Genomic DNA, 13,937 nt, shown 5'->3' with positions numbered 1-13,937 from the left:
GTTATCAAGTATCTCCCTTGGCTGTATCCTGCCAACTGGTTAGGTTTCGTCGAGCGGCTATCATCTCCGTCTCGGTCCATGGACTCACGCTCTGAAGAGTCGTGATAGAGTTGCAAAAAGGGAAGAAGCCAATCCGGTAGATAATGGCATTGACCAGAATACGTATATCCTCCCACGTGCTGTTATCCATCAGCACCTCCCGGAACCAAACTGGAGGCTCACTTGGTTTATTGTGTATACCTAGACAGACGATATCCAGTAGCAACTCTGCGTATTTATCCATCAATCCAGGTAGATCGGAATTCACCTCATCGTCTTTACTCACCAGTTTGGCAAAATCTTCTTTATCGATCTGAATCAATAGAGGACGGATAGTAAACCATGTTCTAACTGTTAGCGGACGGATTACAATGCTGTTGCCCGGGTCTTTCCCTTTTGGCAGTGATTTCCTGTTATTGAACTCAAATGGTATACTGACAGACTTTCCAACAATCGTATCACTCTCTACTTTAATAATTTGCCTTACTCCCATAAAACTACTTTTTAATGTAAAAAGCCCGGCACGCAGTCGGGCTTTACTTTTTTACCTACTTATTAGGCAACTACTACCGCACTTTCAGTACTAGTCACCGTACCCGAATATGATCCTGAAGCGATAAACTTAACCAATATTTTGGCGCCAGTATCTCCTGAAGTCGGAATATATACCTGATTCGTTGCACCTGCTATGTCAACAGGCGTCTCAGAGCCTGTTTTCTTCATCCACTGATATGTTCCGGTAGCTTGAGTGGGCGTAGGTACGGCAGACAGAGCAGTTCCTACCTTAGGTGTTCCGTTGATTGTAACAGCTGTCACAGGAGTGGCGACAACATCCTTCACCTCTCTGGTAAACGGTGTTTTCAGTGTTCCATCCGCTGCGACTGCAATTTGTTTGCTGATTTTGACCAACAACAACTCAGAAGCCGTCTTTGTCGGAGCTTGTGAAATACGTGCTGAAACGGAACCATTGACAATCACATATTCTGTGTATTTTCCTTCAAATGGTTCAGTGCTCATTTTCACGCTCATGTTGATCGAAGGGGCAATGTTAGGTTCTTCCCACTTTTCCCCGGTTTTAGTTCCTCCGCAAAACATAATCATATCGTTTACGGTTGGTGATGGTATTGCAAATTCGATACTACTCACATCTCCTTTTCGATTTACAATCCAGCGTGGTTCATCCGTACCTTCAATCATTATTTTTGTAGGGGTCAACTCTGCAAAGTTGAATACTACAGATCCTTCGTGGATATCCGTAATTTGTTCAAAGGCTGCAGCAGGAACACCGGTACCCGGATAAACACCCACACCCACATAGGCCATACCGATGGCCAGACTTCTTTCATTTTTCATAATTCTAATTTTTTTCTGTTATTATTTCCAATCTAATATTTATACAATCAAAACCTTCTTTGACATCGTACAATCGTTCGCTCCACAATACGGTAGAATCAAAATACACTCCAAGCGGATGTGGAATAACACTCAGTACACCTCTAATCTTTCGTTTAAGGACCTTCATCCGTTCCATATTTGGAAGCCCATCTCCATACAATGGAGTGAAGATATTCACATTTACGTTGACCCTTCCAACGTGCACCATCTCACTGAATGGAAGATAGTTTACCACGATGTGTTCCAGCTTTTCATCTTTGGCAGAATTGCCTTGATAAACAGTCAGCCCCGCACCTGCACTTTCAACAGCCTCCGTCACGATATCCAGTACATCAAATTCATCTGCCATAATCATCTGCTTTATCAAATACTTTCTGAATCTGTTTTCTCAAGTCCTCCTCCGTAGCTGTCGCCGCATTGGTAATAACATCCTTCCCCATAGCTTCAACGGAAGCTGCATAAGTCATTCCGGCAACACAGATAAGCGCCCATCCGGTCGGGTGACTACTACCAACCTGCATAGCAAGCTGACGGGCCTTACCCAATCCTGTTGTTCTGTCTGTACCCGTATCGCTTTGCTCAAAGTTCTCTGTCAGTATCTCGTTGTCACAAATGATCGTGTACCCAATAGAACTTCTGAGGTTTCCGGTCTGGTCACGATACCCACCATGCTCACGGGCATACTTCACAAACACCTCACCTGCCTTGGCCAATAACTGATACGTTTTTTCTTCTGTGCGGTCAATAAAGATGTCAAACCACCGTCCCAGATCATCTTCATTCCACAAAGGAGTCAGTCCGTTGTTCATATGCTGATGATTGAGTGTGTTTGAAAAGGCTCCCAGCTAACAATCGGTTGGTCGATACCCAGTGGATCAATTCGAATGCGCATCGGAGTGTATGCCATAGGTGGGTTTGCCTTCGTATAGAAAACTCCCTGTATAATGATTTCTTCGCCTAGTGCGTTCTTTTTCACTGTTTTTCCGTCAGAGTCATATCTGCCGTGTACCTCTACGTCGTAGGAGTCAGCAATTACACGCTTTCCGTTTATCAGTTGCGGTTTGCCTTCTACCGTGACAATAGCTGTATGTGGATATCTTCTTACCATCTGTTGCCTGCCTTTCCTTTTACGATGATTCTCTTTCCGATCTTAGCAGCTTTACCCGGCTCCCCGCCTTCTATATACAGGCCTTTTGCTGTCTGAATATACCAACTACGGGGATGGGTAATAGAAAGCTTTCCTTCTGAGAAGTCCGTTGAGTTAACAACCATGGCATACAGATCCGCAGCACACAACATCGCCTGACCGATATTGTCGGGCGTGCATTCATCTCCACCATTTATGCGGCGTTTCACCATTACAACATTATCCAGGTAGGTCTCACAATCATCCAGTGAAGGATAAGAAAGTATTGTTTCGCGTATTGTAGCCATGGTTATTATTTTTAGTCCTCGTCAGTCTTTTCAGTATCTTCATTGGTTTCCCAAGCAGCGCCATCAGCTTTCAGAATGTACATCGCATCCGGGTCATTGATAACCGGGATGGCGTTCGCTTCGGCTTTCGTCCACTCTTTGAATGGCTCAAGTTCAGACCATTTACTGATAAAGACGAAATCTTTTTTCAGTGTAGTAGCCTTCTTCTTGTACTCTTCTGAGGATTCGGCGGCGATAGGGCCATGCTGGATATCACCACACATTAGGTCTTCCAAGAAGCAAATACGTTTAGCCTCCCACGGGTTAACAGTCGTGCGGTTGTGTGCAGCATCTTCGATGCGAACAGACGGATCAAGGGTTACGATGGTGATAGGCTTTTCCTGTGCAGCAAGATATTCGTTAATCACCTTCTTGGTGATAACCAATTTGTCCTTCTGATTAACCCATCCTTTTACTTTTTCAATTGTGCTTTTCTGTTTTTTGAGCAGTGAGAATTCCGAGGTACGCATCACCACATATTGAAGGCTAACACCGTCAGCAGAAGCAGCAACAATAACGTCTTCGATATCCTGCAAGCCGTCAGCTGTGGTAGCGTTGCTCCAGTCTGCTGAAGAAACCTTCTTATTCTCATTTGGCATACCACATCCGACGAACTCTTCGGTAACAATACCGTTATTGTTCGTTGAGTTCAGCACAAAACCAGCCTTAGACATCAGTTGCATACACCACCATTCGAAGCGTCCACGAACACCGTTATACACGAAATCCTGATCCTTGAAAGAGAGATCGAGCAATGCTTGCAAATCAGCGTCACCGTTACAGTCACGACTGAGTTGGCGATACTCGTTCCAATCACTTTCGTTCATGCCTCTTTTGATTGCGGTCTTAGGGATGTCACCGGACATTTTACCAATGACTTCACGCTTCTTCTGAGATGCAGAAGAGTCGAAGCTGATAACGTCAGCGATTACCGGAGCACCCTTCTCACCTGTCAATGTTTCCCATTTCAGAGAGGACTTTTGTTTTACACCGAAAAAATTGGGGAAATATACCGGTTTCACCTTACGGGTATTCAATCGGGCCGCCATGTTCTTACGGTTCACTTGTTTAATTAAACTTCTTTCCATATATCAATAAATTAATAGATTACGTAAAACGAATATGAGGAAGCAACGCTTTGATTGCAACGTCAATCAAATAAGGCATTACCTTCTCGTTCACGGTACCACGGACTAAGAGACCAGACTGTTGGTTGGCAACAGTGGTATCTACCTTATTCATAGTGATTGCTTCTGGTACATACTTAAATGTAGCTGCACCGGCATCGGCTTTAGCAGAGGCCAGAATCAATACATCGCCAATAGCAGCGGTGCCAATAGTTCCGGCAAGGGTAATTTCGTCGTAACCAGCGTTGCTTTTGTCAATAGATGTAATTAGGTCGGAAGCACCCTTGAGTGCTCCGCCAAGAGTTACAGCCTCTCCAACCTTGAGCAAATGGTTTTTTGCTACTTGAATTTTCTTCGAAGCATCGGAAACAATGGCTGTCACTTTTGCTGTTTTAACGACATGATAAAGCCCATTAGGGTCTTTTCCAACAATTACCAAAGGCGGCAGTTCGTCAATGACTCCCTTTAGCTCTGCTCTGGCGATGGTTCCACCGCCTTGAATGTCCTCGATAATCTTCTCAATACCGGGGGCATACTGAAATTCACTTTCTTTTTTTCTAAACATAATTACACGATTTTAATTATTAGTTATCCAATCCGAGACTGGCAACACTACTGTCTTTCGCATTGCCGCCATCTCCGTCCATAAATTTAGCCCATTCCGCTTCTGTCCGATCCTTTGGTGCTCCTGCACGGGGTTTATAGTCTCCGGCCTCTACCTCGTCATTAATAATGCTCTGTTTTAGTTCCGCATACTCTGTTTCAAGCTCTTTGATCTGATCTTCGATAGGGGTTTCGGAATTCACATCAATGCGTCCGAACCATTTAGCAGGAAGCTTAGCATTCTCAAACGTAGCTTTAGCTTCGACTTGTTTTTGAGAGGTTGAAATGGTAGAGGTAATACCTTTAATCGCTGTCGTTAATGCGGCTATTTGCGTACTCTGAGCATCTATCAGAGCTTTAATTTCTGGAGATAAGGCATCTGTATCAACCTTGTCTTCTTTCTTCGCCTCAATAATCTTACCATCTTTCAAATTGTGTTTCTTTTCATAATCTGCAATGGCCTTCTGAACAGCGCTCTGAGCTGACTCACCTGCTTGCACATCCGGCAGGATGTTGTCTTTATACATCTGAACATAGTCGCTGATACCTTCATCCTTTTCAATCTTGAAAAGCTTCTGAATCTTGGCAGCATATTTTTCCGGTACTCCGAGTACTCGGCATTGGGCGTTGATTAATTCTAAAATAGTCATACGGTTTTTGATTTAATGATACTTTTTCCTTTAAAGTATAAAGCCTGAAAAAAAATTCCCGGAATTTCATACTTTAAACCAAACTAATTACTTATTTTTGTGCAAAATGGAAACAATATACGACCATAATCTAACGACAGAAGAGGAAGCGCGCATCCATCATTTGTCAAAAGACGCCTATTTAAAACATATTGGCGATTGCGAATCTATGTCCAAACAGGATATAGCAGCACTTTATTGGCTCCGGGATGATAGCGTTATGGTGGAACATTATTTAAAAGGCGTTGATTACATGGATCAGCTTGATTTCTACCGAACGGTCACTCATCCTTGAAATATTTCTTTTTAAATTCTTTAGATGGCATCATCAAATCAAGAACAACGCTTTTTCCGTCTGCTCCTTTTTGGGAAAAGAAGTCTGCTAAAATATCTATTATTTTTTCGTAGGGTTCTTCCTGAATAATATTGTTGAAGTAGGTATATGCGTCATTATCGGATACTCCATAACGCTCCAATGCACTTCTGAAATTTGCCAGTCGATTAGCATAGCCATACCCCTTCGATAAGACATCCGCTTGATTAACTGCTTTCCCCCCTAATTTGGCAATAAACTGATCATAGCTTTTTCTTGCGCAAAACTGATTGATAGTTTCCATAGCCGCAGAGCTATATTTATCAGCCATTCTGTTATCTTTCCACCCCTTAGCTCCAGCATGGCGTATCTCATGCCATAAAGACTCCAGGGAATACTCCTGGTTAAATGTAAGGTCTGATTCATTGCGGATACTCAAAAGCGCGCTTTTAACTTCTTTGAGAGGGTTGAAATAGATGCCACTGGCTACTTCAAAGTCGTAATTGTGGATGTCCAATTTATTACCCATAGCTTTTATATACCTGTGGTCAGAATCATAATACCGACCTACTTTCATCATAGCATACTTTCCTTTTGAAATACCTATGTCTGATAACTTCCCATAGAACAAATCACTATTTCGCAATGCAAACTCCGCAAGAATAGCTTTCACCTCTTTGTCTGATACCTTGTTTGGAGATTTGATTCCCTTTACTAAGTGTGAGACAGAACCTGTGTTTTCGCCCTTTTCCCTATCTACGAATATCTTCATATTCTGCTTCATCTGATAGGGTGCACGCGTAAATGAATATTTGTACTGCTCCATACACCTGACAGCTTTTGACGGGATCTCTGTTATATACCGGTCCATCGGGATGGTGTCATTTAGCAAATACTCTGCGAACTCGTCGTGATTCATTAAGATGGGGGTAGCAAGACATATGCAAAACGGATGCCATCCGGTGAACACAAACTCTTTAGGATAGGTTCCGGCCATTGCGTCACAGATAACGCAACCGCCCTTATTATTGCCCGATCGCTTTACTTCGAATCCAAGGACGAAGTCTAGCTTTTGCCATCTATCGCTATCGGCCTTTCGATAAGCCATGTTTGTTTCTGTGACTGCTACCCTCAGAGCATTCTTATACGCCGATTTGTATACGCCGGGACCGGGATTGTAGTTCATCATCGGTTTTGACTCTACCAGTTTCCCTTCTGCATTTCTGATTCGATGAAATCGAGCGTCGGGGTTATTGAGTATCTGACGTATGTCTTGACTGATATTTGCAGCACTCTGTCCGATGGATATTCCGCTGCCAAGGTAGAATTCCAGTTGTGTTTTAGTCTGGTCTGCTAGGTTCCATACTCTTGTAGATAAGTTCATATCTTTATCAATACGACCTCGCAGGGCTCGCATGCCATCTGTATTTCTAGCAAACAATCCTTCTTTTACCTGTGATCGGATAGACATACCATTAAGGTACTCACGTATCATCTGGTCATTCTTTAACTCCGACCTCTTCCATGCGTCCGTCTGGAAACTGGAAATATTGTTCTTTAATTCAATTTCTAGTTTAGCCAGCTCTCTGTCAATAATATTTTCTATAGCTCCATTGCGTGACCAGACACTGCCATTGCCTATATCGGTCCACTTTCTCAGATGAGGAGATATAGTGCTAATAAAACGATTGAACAAAGCAGTTATATTCTGCTGCTGTGCCAATACCCTTTGCAGGTGCTGTTTGTCATGGAAGGATAAAGACGCCATTACTCTTCTACATTAAGTGTCATTCCCGGTAGCATAGTATTCTGAGCCGTCTCCTTTTCCTCCTGCTTGAGTAGTTGAATCTCCTCTTCGGCATCCTTGGTATAAGGAGAGCGTGCTACAATAGTCTGTTGCGCATTGAACGGCTTATTGCCATTCGCCAGAGCAAGATTCTGTAACTCTTCTGCAATATCTTCAGGTAGTATGGTTCCGAATGTTGCCTCAATATAATTATCTTGCAACTGCGCAGACATCTTAGTGTTGGTGATATTAGCGATTCCGGATGCAACGATAGAGATGGTACGCTGTACCACCGGTCCGAATACCTCCATGTTCTCACTGGCTTTGATCGTTGCGTCAATTGTCATAAACTTACGAGCCACACCACTTAGATTACCAATGCCGGTTAGGTTATCAAATGATAGATCGGGGGTGGAAGACCCAGAGTAGATTTCGTTCTTATCGCGGCTTAGTTCTTCTTTGATTGAGTCGATAGACTGTTGCCATGCCAAGTAATCAGCATCACCATGATAAGCCGTTCCCGTATCGCTATCAACCTCCATAGAAAAGTTGAGCTCCTTGCCAACCGTTTCTTTGTTTGGTAGATTGGATAAGCCATATGTTTTGAGTATGGGCTCTGCGAAATAGTCGTTCGTATCTGAGACGCGAGACAAACGCACTTCATATGCGTCTATCAGTCCTGCCACGTCTTCCCACTCAGGGCGATCTACTTCAGCGTAGACAACCGGTATTTTCCCAAAGAAGTTTTTATCCTTTCTGATTTCCCAACCGTTACCTGCATTTTTCCCAGAGAGAATAACATCTTTGGTATATATCTTCACACACTCGCAGCTTCGTCCATTGATATCGGCTGTATACTTATGAATGAAGCCGTCCATATCGTCATCATCGTCGAAATGAGGATAGAACTCGCAAGTTTCATTATCGCTTTTAGGCGTGGACAGTACTTTTACCTTAAGCACGCTTACCTTTTTCCCATTCTGTGTAGTTGTTACAGGATAGAATATAATCGCTGCTTTGGTTTCAGACAGGACAATTCGCGCAAATCGTCTCAGTACGGACTGCATCTTTAGCTTTCTCTCATAGACCTTCTTGAACTCATTGAACCCCTCATTGGTATCATCCGCTGATAGAGTCATTTTTCCACCAAACAAGAAAGCAACTGATGTACGAACAATCTTCTTGGGGATGTTAGTTATGATTTTGGAAACTTGGACTGTTTTATCTTCCAACCTTTTGGGTTTCTCTTCGCCTGTGTCGGGGTCTATTTCTACTTCAGTATCTGAATATACGGCTACCCTCTTCGGCTCCCTGAATCCCACAGAGGTTGGACGTCTGTTTCGTTTTCCATTGTATTCATCCAAGTACTCTCTAGGCTCACGGTCATCCATTGTATCTACACATAGACTTCCGATCACATTCCCAAAATCTTCGTTTAATAAAACTTCTTCTATTTTAGCCATATACTTTTTCCTTTAAAGTATAAACGTCCGGACAAATTACCCACGTCCGACCTTACGCTTCGTTTTTTTAACATTAAGACCTAATGTAGCGACGAACTCAGCTAGTATGGTCATAGAATCCGGAGCATCATCGTGGGCGTTGTCACCTTCCCGTTTGTAGGAGGTTAGGAACTTCATAAACCACCAGTAGTCTGAACCTTTTTTATATTCCGTTTCTTCTAAGAAAACGCAGTGTTTCTTAATCCATCCGGCTTTCATAATAATCCGAGTTTCTTTGTTCTGCGAAGTATGCCTGGCTTGAATCTCACATTTACCCTTATGTAACTTGACAGTCTTGCGTACATTGAGCGAAAAGATACGTCCGCCATTGTTTGACTCAATACGCATCTGATCGCAACCGGTATCAAGTATGGCTTGTGCAAGTCGTGGCTCAGTCACCTCTACGGCATCCTTGGTAAATACGACTTCCTTAATAAACACCTTATCACCGAACATATCACCGAATGGTGCGGCAAAGTAGTCATCACCCTTGTCGGCAACGTCACACGCTCCGATGGTGCCGCTTGCACCCTTTCCGATGATATCTGCTCGTTTGAATCGCATGAGTTCTGATTTGGGAAATAAAAGCCCTTTGGCTTCGATGGGTTCCTGCATATACTCAGCACACCAAATACTTTCATCTGTCTCTGTGCGGAGCTCGCGGTAGTATTCAGTTGTGTGAACCTCCTCGCAGAAAGATTTATCGTTTTCGTCCAAAGCGGGAATGCGAATAATCTCGTTGTACTTGCCTGATTCTTCCAGTCGGCCCAACACATCGGATGCCGACCAGCGGGTGCCGATATCAATCATACAGCAACACCCTTCGATGCGCGAGTCATGTGTACCTTGCTTCCATGACCATACTTTGTCATTATTGGTATCTGAGAGGGCGTCTTCCAGGCTCTTGTACAAGTCATCTGTCATAGCCAACATAGACGCCCCGAAGCCGATAACAGTACCACCAACTCCAGCACCGAAGTAACTAACCTGCCTAGCCTGATCTAAGCTCCATCCGGCCAGATTCTTTTTATCACGCATCAGCTGTACGCAGTTGAAAACTGCCTGATAGCGACCGCTCTTGAGAATGTTACGCGTATCGTACGAAAGTTTATTGTATAACTGACCTGAGCAGCAGTTGCGCATAACTGATTCCTGCGGGAACTTACCCAACATCCACGCGATAAAAAGTGACGAAATGTAACTTTTTCCTGCTCTAGGTGGCATACTTACAGCGAGTCGATATATCACATTGTCAGAATAAGAACGATAAACGCGCATGAAGGCATCAGCCACGTTCTTCAAAAATGGTCGACGCGCAAAGAAAAGCGGATCGTAATATAAACAGAACGCCCAGAAGTCATCGGGTGCTTCACGACGTTTCAACTCTATGAATAGCTTTAGCGCTTCTGGGTTGTAGTTACTGCTCATTAGTATTTATCATTGCCATTAGTTTCTCTTTCAAGTCTTCGTCCTTCACGTCTTCAAACCCTGTATTTAAGCGTTGCTCCATGACAACGGGGGCGTCGAACCCAAGCATTTTACATATCCTGTCTATCGACCAGTTCTTACCGTGTAGTTTCAGTTCAATACCATTCTTCCCCTCTTTGATGCTTTCAACTGCCCTTATCTGACGGTCAGTCAAATCACCTAAGTTCTTAAACTTGATAGTGGTTCCGTCAAATTCCAGATAGTCAGTAATCTTTGCATCTAAGATAGCGGATAGCTCGTCGAGTACACGTTCTTTGGTTATGTCGCTTTTAGCCTTTATCTCAGCCTGTAATTCGCTTACCCTTGTCGCTACCTTGCTACTCTTCAACAAAGTGGATGCTCTTTCCCACACAGTCTTATCCATCCAACTATTACATCCGTATGCAAAACGGTATGCTTGAGACGCATTACCACACTCAATATATTTATTGCAGAACTTTTCCTGCTTTACTGTCAGTTTCATAAGGGTACTTTTATTTAAAATATACTTTCTCCGAAAATTTTCCTGCGAATGAGGTCGCGCACTCCGTTGTAAATTTCATATAATAACTTTTTGCTCTCTGGACCGGGCCAATCCAAGAAGCTTTCGTCCTGGAAGAAATGAAATTCAAACACTCTACTAGCTAAAGGGGATAAACCTAAACTATCAAAGGCTTCCCGAACCCGGTGAAACTTATCAAGCATTATGTCATTTATATCCTCCTGTTCTTCTTGGCTATTCGGTTGGTCCTCTATTTCCAGTTGGCTATAATCTACATTATCATTCACCGGGATAGGACTGTATCTGTTCTGATACTCCGAAGTTGGAGAGGTTGCATTTCGTTTAATTATTGCCAGGATAAAGTAATCAAGAGCGGTGTGCCCATTCTTTTTGGACTCAAGTAATTCTGATAATAATTCGGGTGGTTTTTGAAGAATGGACATAAGGGTTTCATTTAACACATCCAATGATTCATTGGGAATACCTGCACGGGTGCATTGATAAGACGAGTAGTCAAGCCACTTACTGTAGCGTTTTGTTATGTAATTATTTACCTCTTCACTTGCCATAAATCTTATCTTTTTGTATATTTGTTCCGCCAAGAAGAATATACAAATCGGTGGTATGGGAAACTGTACTGCCTTTTTTATTGGCTTATCTAAAAAATCATATTTAAAACCTCTTCTACCGTATATTCCTCGCTGGGGCTATCATCAATAGAATAATCAAATAGCATTTCACCTATATAGGCATTACCTACTAGTAACCCGACAACTTCGTTTTTGTCAATATCATCGTCAGGGTAATAGAAGCCAGCTTCTCGCAGGTGATTAACGACCTTTTCTCTTTCTTCATTGTTACTGATCTTCACTTTGAAATACATATTAAAAATATCTTTACTCATTTTTGTTTAGATTTGAACCACCCCGTACCACAAGGGCGCAGCCTCGTTAGCCAGCTTACGCAGTATGTGGCGCCGGGATGGCTTGAGATGATTATTTATCCAAAAGCTGTCTCATACACCTGCGATACTCCTTTATATTCCCAGGGTTCATCTTATGTTTCAACATCGCCTGTGACACCTGAATAGGACTGTATCCCCTGTATTCGGTTGGAATTTTCCCATATACCCCGTACTCTAACATCGATTTCCTGATATTCATTGGAACCTTCAGCACCTTCAATGCTTTCTGTTGTTGTGGAACAGAATACGGCTGATAATTGCTGTCCCAGTTTCCAAATATAGAGGTAACATAAAGAATCTTTTCTGCTAATCTTATTTTCATGTATCTATTTTTTTATTTGATTTAAACCACTCGGTATTTCCGAACAGTTGGTTATTGTATTTACTTAAATGACTTCACGTGGACACCCTTTTCATATCCCATATTGAACAACCATTTAAGTTCTTCATACTCTTCCCTTGTTATCGCTTCTTTCGCCCATGTAGCCATACGTTCAGCCTTTTCGGCATCTAACCTTTCACGCTCTGCCTTAGTGATTTCGTCTAAACGGATAGACAAGAACTTACGTAGCGACTCCATTATAGCCAAACCATCGACAACACCGTAGAACTTACCAAACGTGCCAGATTTAAACAGCTGAAAAAAATACATCAACTCTGTTACTTTCAGGTAGTGAAAGTTGGTTATTATCAGTCTTGCTGTCTCTTGCCGTTGTGCTTCGGACTGCTTTTCTTTACACCCGGAAAATTCGGCAAGGTCGTATAACTGAATTTCCAGCCAAGACTCTACGAGGCTATCAGAATAAGCAATACGCAGTCGGGATAGTACCGGGGCATCACCCATGAAACACCTAGAAACATATCGGCAATACTTCGACTGCATGCCGGGGTTAAACAGCTTTAGAAAGTTTTCGGGAGACTCGTATCTATCTCGTATCTCCGCCGCCCAACTTGGATGCAATGTGCTCTGCAAACGCTCTATCTCTGCTCTCTTTATCGCTTTCGGCACTAGCGCCGACATTGCTGTGACTTGTCCCATTGTTATTTAATTCTTTTTTGTTATCATACTTACCTTCGAATATCTTGATCCAGTTTGCGCCATTAGTAAACACCCAATCAAAATCGGCTTTAAATCCCCTGGAACTTTCACCTCGAAGGAAATTACTTTCCTGCATCTTCTCAAATAGACACTGAAGTATCGGAATGGCTTTATCAATACCTCCCATTTCGTCTATACGAATACGAACTTTATTTTTGCGAACATCGCTTAACTTCATTACCCGACGATATCCCGTACAGGTAGAATTCCACATATCAACGATTTTTCCAAAAGGAATCGAACAGGCCGGCGGAGGTACTATGACTGGTAACTCGTTAGAGTTATCAGAAATATTATCGCTAGATAATATTATATCTTTCTTTTTCTCTGTTTTAGCTTTATTCTTCTTTGTGCCCTCGCTGTGCCCATCCTGTGCCCTTTGCTGTGCCGTTAGTTGTGCCTTTATGTTCTCTAACTCTTTAAATATCAATTCGGTATCTGTGCCCTTTGCTGTGTCTTTTGCTGTGCCAACGGTACTACTACATGAGTTATACTCTTCATATTTACAGAGAGTTACCACATTCATCCCCTGTTTGCATTCGGTCGTAATACGCCCTTGTTTCTTTAGTCTGTCTAGAAATAAACGAACCTGCTTTTCCGTCCACTTCCACCTAGTTGCCAGAAAACGAATAGAAGCAGGATATTGTCCGCGTCCGTATGTTATCTCACGACCACCGATACTCGCTGTAAGCGGTGTTGCTTCAAATCGTGCTGACTGTATTAAGTCTATCCACGCTTCGCAACTACTATAAGTCCGAGGTGTCTCCCACATGTCGCTACTGAATAATTTACGGCTCAACATTATAAATCCGTCACTTCTTTCCATACATCCTATTTTGCGATGAAAATCACCGGTGTTCCATCGGGACGCAAATGCCCCATACAACTATGGCTCATAGGGCACTCTTGGCACCCTTTCCTTTGTCGAAGAAGCATTTATTGCAACCGTGTTTTGATTGTACGGCACTTAATGCGGTA

The 13,937-nt window shown here is 42.8% G+C and carries 19 protein-coding genes; 1 reads left to right on the top strand and 18 read right to left on the bottom strand.

Annotated elements, in window-relative coordinates:
* Window positions 1-4: 4 nt before the first annotated feature.
* From TY03_RS21030 to TY03_RS20990, 9 genes are all read right to left on the bottom strand, one after another.
* Window positions 5-532: a hypothetical protein gene (locus tag TY03_RS21030; RefSeq protein ID WP_042373643.1), complete on the bottom strand. Its 528-nt coding sequence runs from the start codon at window positions 530-532 to the stop codon at window positions 5-7.
* A gap of 62 nt (window positions 533-594) precedes the next feature.
* Window positions 595-1,392, bottom strand: coding sequence for a hypothetical protein (locus TY03_RS21025; RefSeq protein WP_052332589.1), 798 nt, complete (start codon window positions 1,390-1,392; stop codon window positions 595-597).
* 4 nt (window positions 1,393-1,396) lie between these two features.
* The gene (locus TY03_RS21020) at window positions 1,397-1,783 is read right to left on the bottom strand and encodes a hypothetical protein (protein ID WP_042373666.1); all 387 of its coding nucleotides are present in this window, start codon (window positions 1,781-1,783) and stop codon (window positions 1,397-1,399) included.
* Entirely contained in the window at window positions 1,773-2,243 is a 471-nt protein-coding gene (locus tag TY03_RS21015; RefSeq protein WP_042373641.1) for an HK97 gp10 family phage protein, read from the bottom strand. The genes TY03_RS21020 and TY03_RS21015 overlap by 11 nt, the downstream gene beginning before the upstream one ends.
* Window positions 2,240-2,542, bottom strand: a complete 303-nt coding sequence (locus TY03_RS21010; protein WP_042373639.1) for a hypothetical protein — start codon at window positions 2,540-2,542, stop codon at window positions 2,240-2,242. Before TY03_RS21010 ends, TY03_RS21015 begins: the two co-directional genes overlap by 4 nt.
* Window positions 2,536-2,868 (bottom strand): hypothetical protein, encoded by a 333-nt coding sequence (locus tag TY03_RS21005; RefSeq protein ID WP_042373637.1) that lies wholly within the window; start codon window positions 2,866-2,868, stop codon window positions 2,536-2,538. The genes TY03_RS21010 and TY03_RS21005 overlap by 7 nt, the downstream gene beginning before the upstream one ends.
* Window positions 2,869-2,879: 11 nt before the next feature.
* Complete coding sequence (locus TY03_RS21000) at window positions 2,880-3,995, bottom strand: major capsid protein (protein WP_042373635.1); 1,116 nt, start codon at window positions 3,993-3,995, stop codon at window positions 2,880-2,882.
* Window positions 3,996-4,014: 19 nt separating this feature from the next.
* Window positions 4,015-4,599, bottom strand: coding sequence for a hypothetical protein (locus tag TY03_RS20995; protein ID WP_042373633.1), 585 nt, complete (start codon window positions 4,597-4,599; stop codon window positions 4,015-4,017).
* Between the two features lie 19 nt (window positions 4,600-4,618).
* A complete protein-coding gene (locus tag TY03_RS20990; RefSeq protein WP_042373631.1) occupies window positions 4,619-5,287 on the bottom strand; it encodes a hypothetical protein in 669 nt (222 codons plus the stop codon).
* Between the two features lie 106 nt (window positions 5,288-5,393).
* Between TY03_RS20990 and TY03_RS20985 the strand changes: the two genes are divergently transcribed.
* Window positions 5,394-5,621 (top strand): hypothetical protein, encoded by a 228-nt coding sequence (locus tag TY03_RS20985; protein ID WP_042373629.1) that lies wholly within the window; start codon window positions 5,394-5,396, stop codon window positions 5,619-5,621.
* Here TY03_RS20985 and TY03_RS21670 read toward each other — a convergent pair.
* The 9 genes from TY03_RS21670 to TY03_RS20940 all read right to left on the bottom strand — a co-directional run bounded on the left by TY03_RS21670 (window position 5,608) and on the right by TY03_RS20940 (window position 13,785).
* Window positions 5,608-7,407 (bottom strand): hypothetical protein, encoded by a 1,800-nt coding sequence (locus tag TY03_RS21670; protein ID WP_052332587.1) that lies wholly within the window; start codon window positions 7,405-7,407, stop codon window positions 5,608-5,610. The two genes, TY03_RS20985 and TY03_RS21670, sit on opposite strands and share 14 nt — an antisense overlap.
* The gene (locus TY03_RS20975) at window positions 7,407-8,888 is read right to left on the bottom strand and encodes a phage portal protein (protein ID WP_042373626.1); all 1,482 of its coding nucleotides are present in this window, start codon (window positions 8,886-8,888) and stop codon (window positions 7,407-7,409) included. Before TY03_RS20975 ends, TY03_RS21670 begins: the two co-directional genes overlap by 1 nt.
* 36 nt (window positions 8,889-8,924) lie before the next feature.
* A complete protein-coding gene (gene terL, locus TY03_RS20970; protein WP_042373624.1) occupies window positions 8,925-10,355 on the bottom strand; it encodes a phage terminase large subunit in 1,431 nt (476 codons plus the stop codon).
* A complete protein-coding gene (locus TY03_RS20965; protein ID WP_052332586.1) occupies window positions 10,345-10,878 on the bottom strand; it encodes a terminase small subunit in 534 nt (177 codons plus the stop codon). Before TY03_RS20965 ends, terL begins: the two co-directional genes overlap by 11 nt.
* 14 nt (window positions 10,879-10,892) lie before the next feature.
* Window positions 10,893-11,465 carry a hypothetical protein gene (locus TY03_RS20960; protein ID WP_042373661.1) on the bottom strand — a complete coding sequence of 191 codons (573 nt, stop codon included), beginning with the start codon at window positions 11,463-11,465 and terminating at the stop codon, window positions 10,893-10,895.
* Window positions 11,466-11,554: 89 nt separating this feature from the next.
* Window positions 11,555-11,800 (bottom strand): hypothetical protein, encoded by a 246-nt coding sequence (locus tag TY03_RS20955; protein WP_148335747.1) that lies wholly within the window; start codon window positions 11,798-11,800, stop codon window positions 11,555-11,557.
* Between the two features lie 91 nt (window positions 11,801-11,891).
* Entirely contained in the window at window positions 11,892-12,182 is a 291-nt protein-coding gene (locus TY03_RS20950; protein ID WP_042370519.1) for a hypothetical protein, read from the bottom strand.
* Window positions 12,183-12,242: 60 nt separating this feature from the next.
* Window positions 12,243-12,704 carry a DUF6633 family protein gene (locus TY03_RS20945; protein ID WP_042370516.1) on the bottom strand — a complete coding sequence of 154 codons (462 nt, stop codon included), beginning with the start codon at window positions 12,702-12,704 and terminating at the stop codon, window positions 12,243-12,245.
* A gap of 82 nt (window positions 12,705-12,786) precedes the next feature.
* Window positions 12,787-13,785 (bottom strand): hypothetical protein, encoded by a 999-nt coding sequence (locus tag TY03_RS20940; protein ID WP_042370514.1) that lies wholly within the window; start codon window positions 13,783-13,785, stop codon window positions 12,787-12,789.
* Window positions 13,786-13,937: the final 152 nt, after the last annotated feature.

Origin of the sequence: Bacteroides neonati (assembly GCF_000499785.1) — a bacterium.
Taxonomy (GTDB): domain Bacteria; phylum Bacteroidota; class Bacteroidia; order Bacteroidales; family Bacteroidaceae; genus Bacteroides; species Bacteroides neonati.
The sequence above is the reverse complement of the archived record's forward strand: the minus strand, read 5'-3'. Positions and strand labels throughout refer to the sequence as shown.

Bases quoted from the DNA above. Each gene is read 5' to 3' on its own strand.
- TY03_RS20990 (WP_042373631.1), bottom strand. From the start codon at position 5,287: ATGACTATTTTAGAATTAATCAACGCCCAATGCCGAGTACTCGGAGTA.
- TY03_RS20965 (WP_052332586.1), bottom strand. From the start codon at position 10,878: ATGAAACTGACAGTAAAGCAGGAAAAGTTCTGCAATAAATATATTGAG.
- TY03_RS20975 (WP_042373626.1), bottom strand. From the start codon at position 8,888: ATGGCTAAAATAGAAGAAGTTTTATTAAACGAAGATTTTGGGAATGTG.
- TY03_RS21015 (WP_042373641.1), bottom strand. From the start codon at position 2,243: ATGAACAACGGACTGACTCCTTTGTGGAATGAAGATGATCTGGGACGG.
- TY03_RS21000 (WP_042373635.1), bottom strand. From the start codon at position 3,995: ATGGAAAGAAGTTTAATTAAACAAGTGAACCGTAAGAACATGGCGGCC.
- TY03_RS20985 (WP_042373629.1), top strand. From the start codon at position 5,394: ATGGAAACAATATACGACCATAATCTAACGACAGAAGAGGAAGCGCGC.
- TY03_RS21670 (WP_052332587.1), bottom strand. From the start codon at position 7,407: ATGGCGTCTTTATCCTTCCATGACAAACAGCACCTGCAAAGGGTATTG.
- TY03_RS20995 (WP_042373633.1), bottom strand. From the start codon at position 4,599: ATGTTTAGAAAAAAAGAAAGTGAATTTCAGTATGCCCCCGGTATTGAG.
- TY03_RS21005 (WP_042373637.1), bottom strand. From the start codon at position 2,868: ATGGCTACAATACGCGAAACAATACTTTCTTATCCTTCACTGGATGAT.
- TY03_RS20955 (WP_148335747.1), bottom strand. From the start codon at position 11,800: ATGAGTAAAGATATTTTTAATATGTATTTCAAAGTGAAGATCAGTAAC.
- terL (WP_042373624.1), bottom strand. From the start codon at position 10,355: ATGAGCAGTAACTACAACCCAGAAGCGCTAAAGCTATTCATAGAGTTG.
- TY03_RS21025 (WP_052332589.1), bottom strand. From the start codon at position 1,392: ATGAAAAATGAAAGAAGTCTGGCCATCGGTATGGCCTATGTGGGTGTG.
- TY03_RS21020 (WP_042373666.1), bottom strand. From the start codon at position 1,783: ATGGCAGATGAATTTGATGTACTGGATATCGTGACGGAGGCTGTTGAA.
- TY03_RS20940 (WP_042370514.1), bottom strand. From the start codon at position 13,785: ATGGAAAGAAGTGACGGATTTATAATGTTGAGCCGTAAATTATTCAGT.
- TY03_RS20945 (WP_042370516.1), bottom strand. From the start codon at position 12,704: ATGGGTGATGCCCCGGTACTATCCCGACTGCGTATTGCTTATTCTGAT.
- TY03_RS21010 (WP_042373639.1), bottom strand. From the start codon at position 2,542: ATGGTAAGAAGATATCCACATACAGCTATTGTCACGGTAGAAGGCAAA.
- TY03_RS21030 (WP_042373643.1), bottom strand. From the start codon at position 532: ATGGGAGTAAGGCAAATTATTAAAGTAGAGAGTGATACGATTGTTGGA.
- TY03_RS20960 (WP_042373661.1), bottom strand. From the start codon at position 11,465: ATGGCAAGTGAAGAGGTAAATAATTACATAACAAAACGCTACAGTAAG.
- TY03_RS20950 (WP_042370519.1), bottom strand. From the start codon at position 12,182: ATGAAAATAAGATTAGCAGAAAAGATTCTTTATGTTACCTCTATATTT.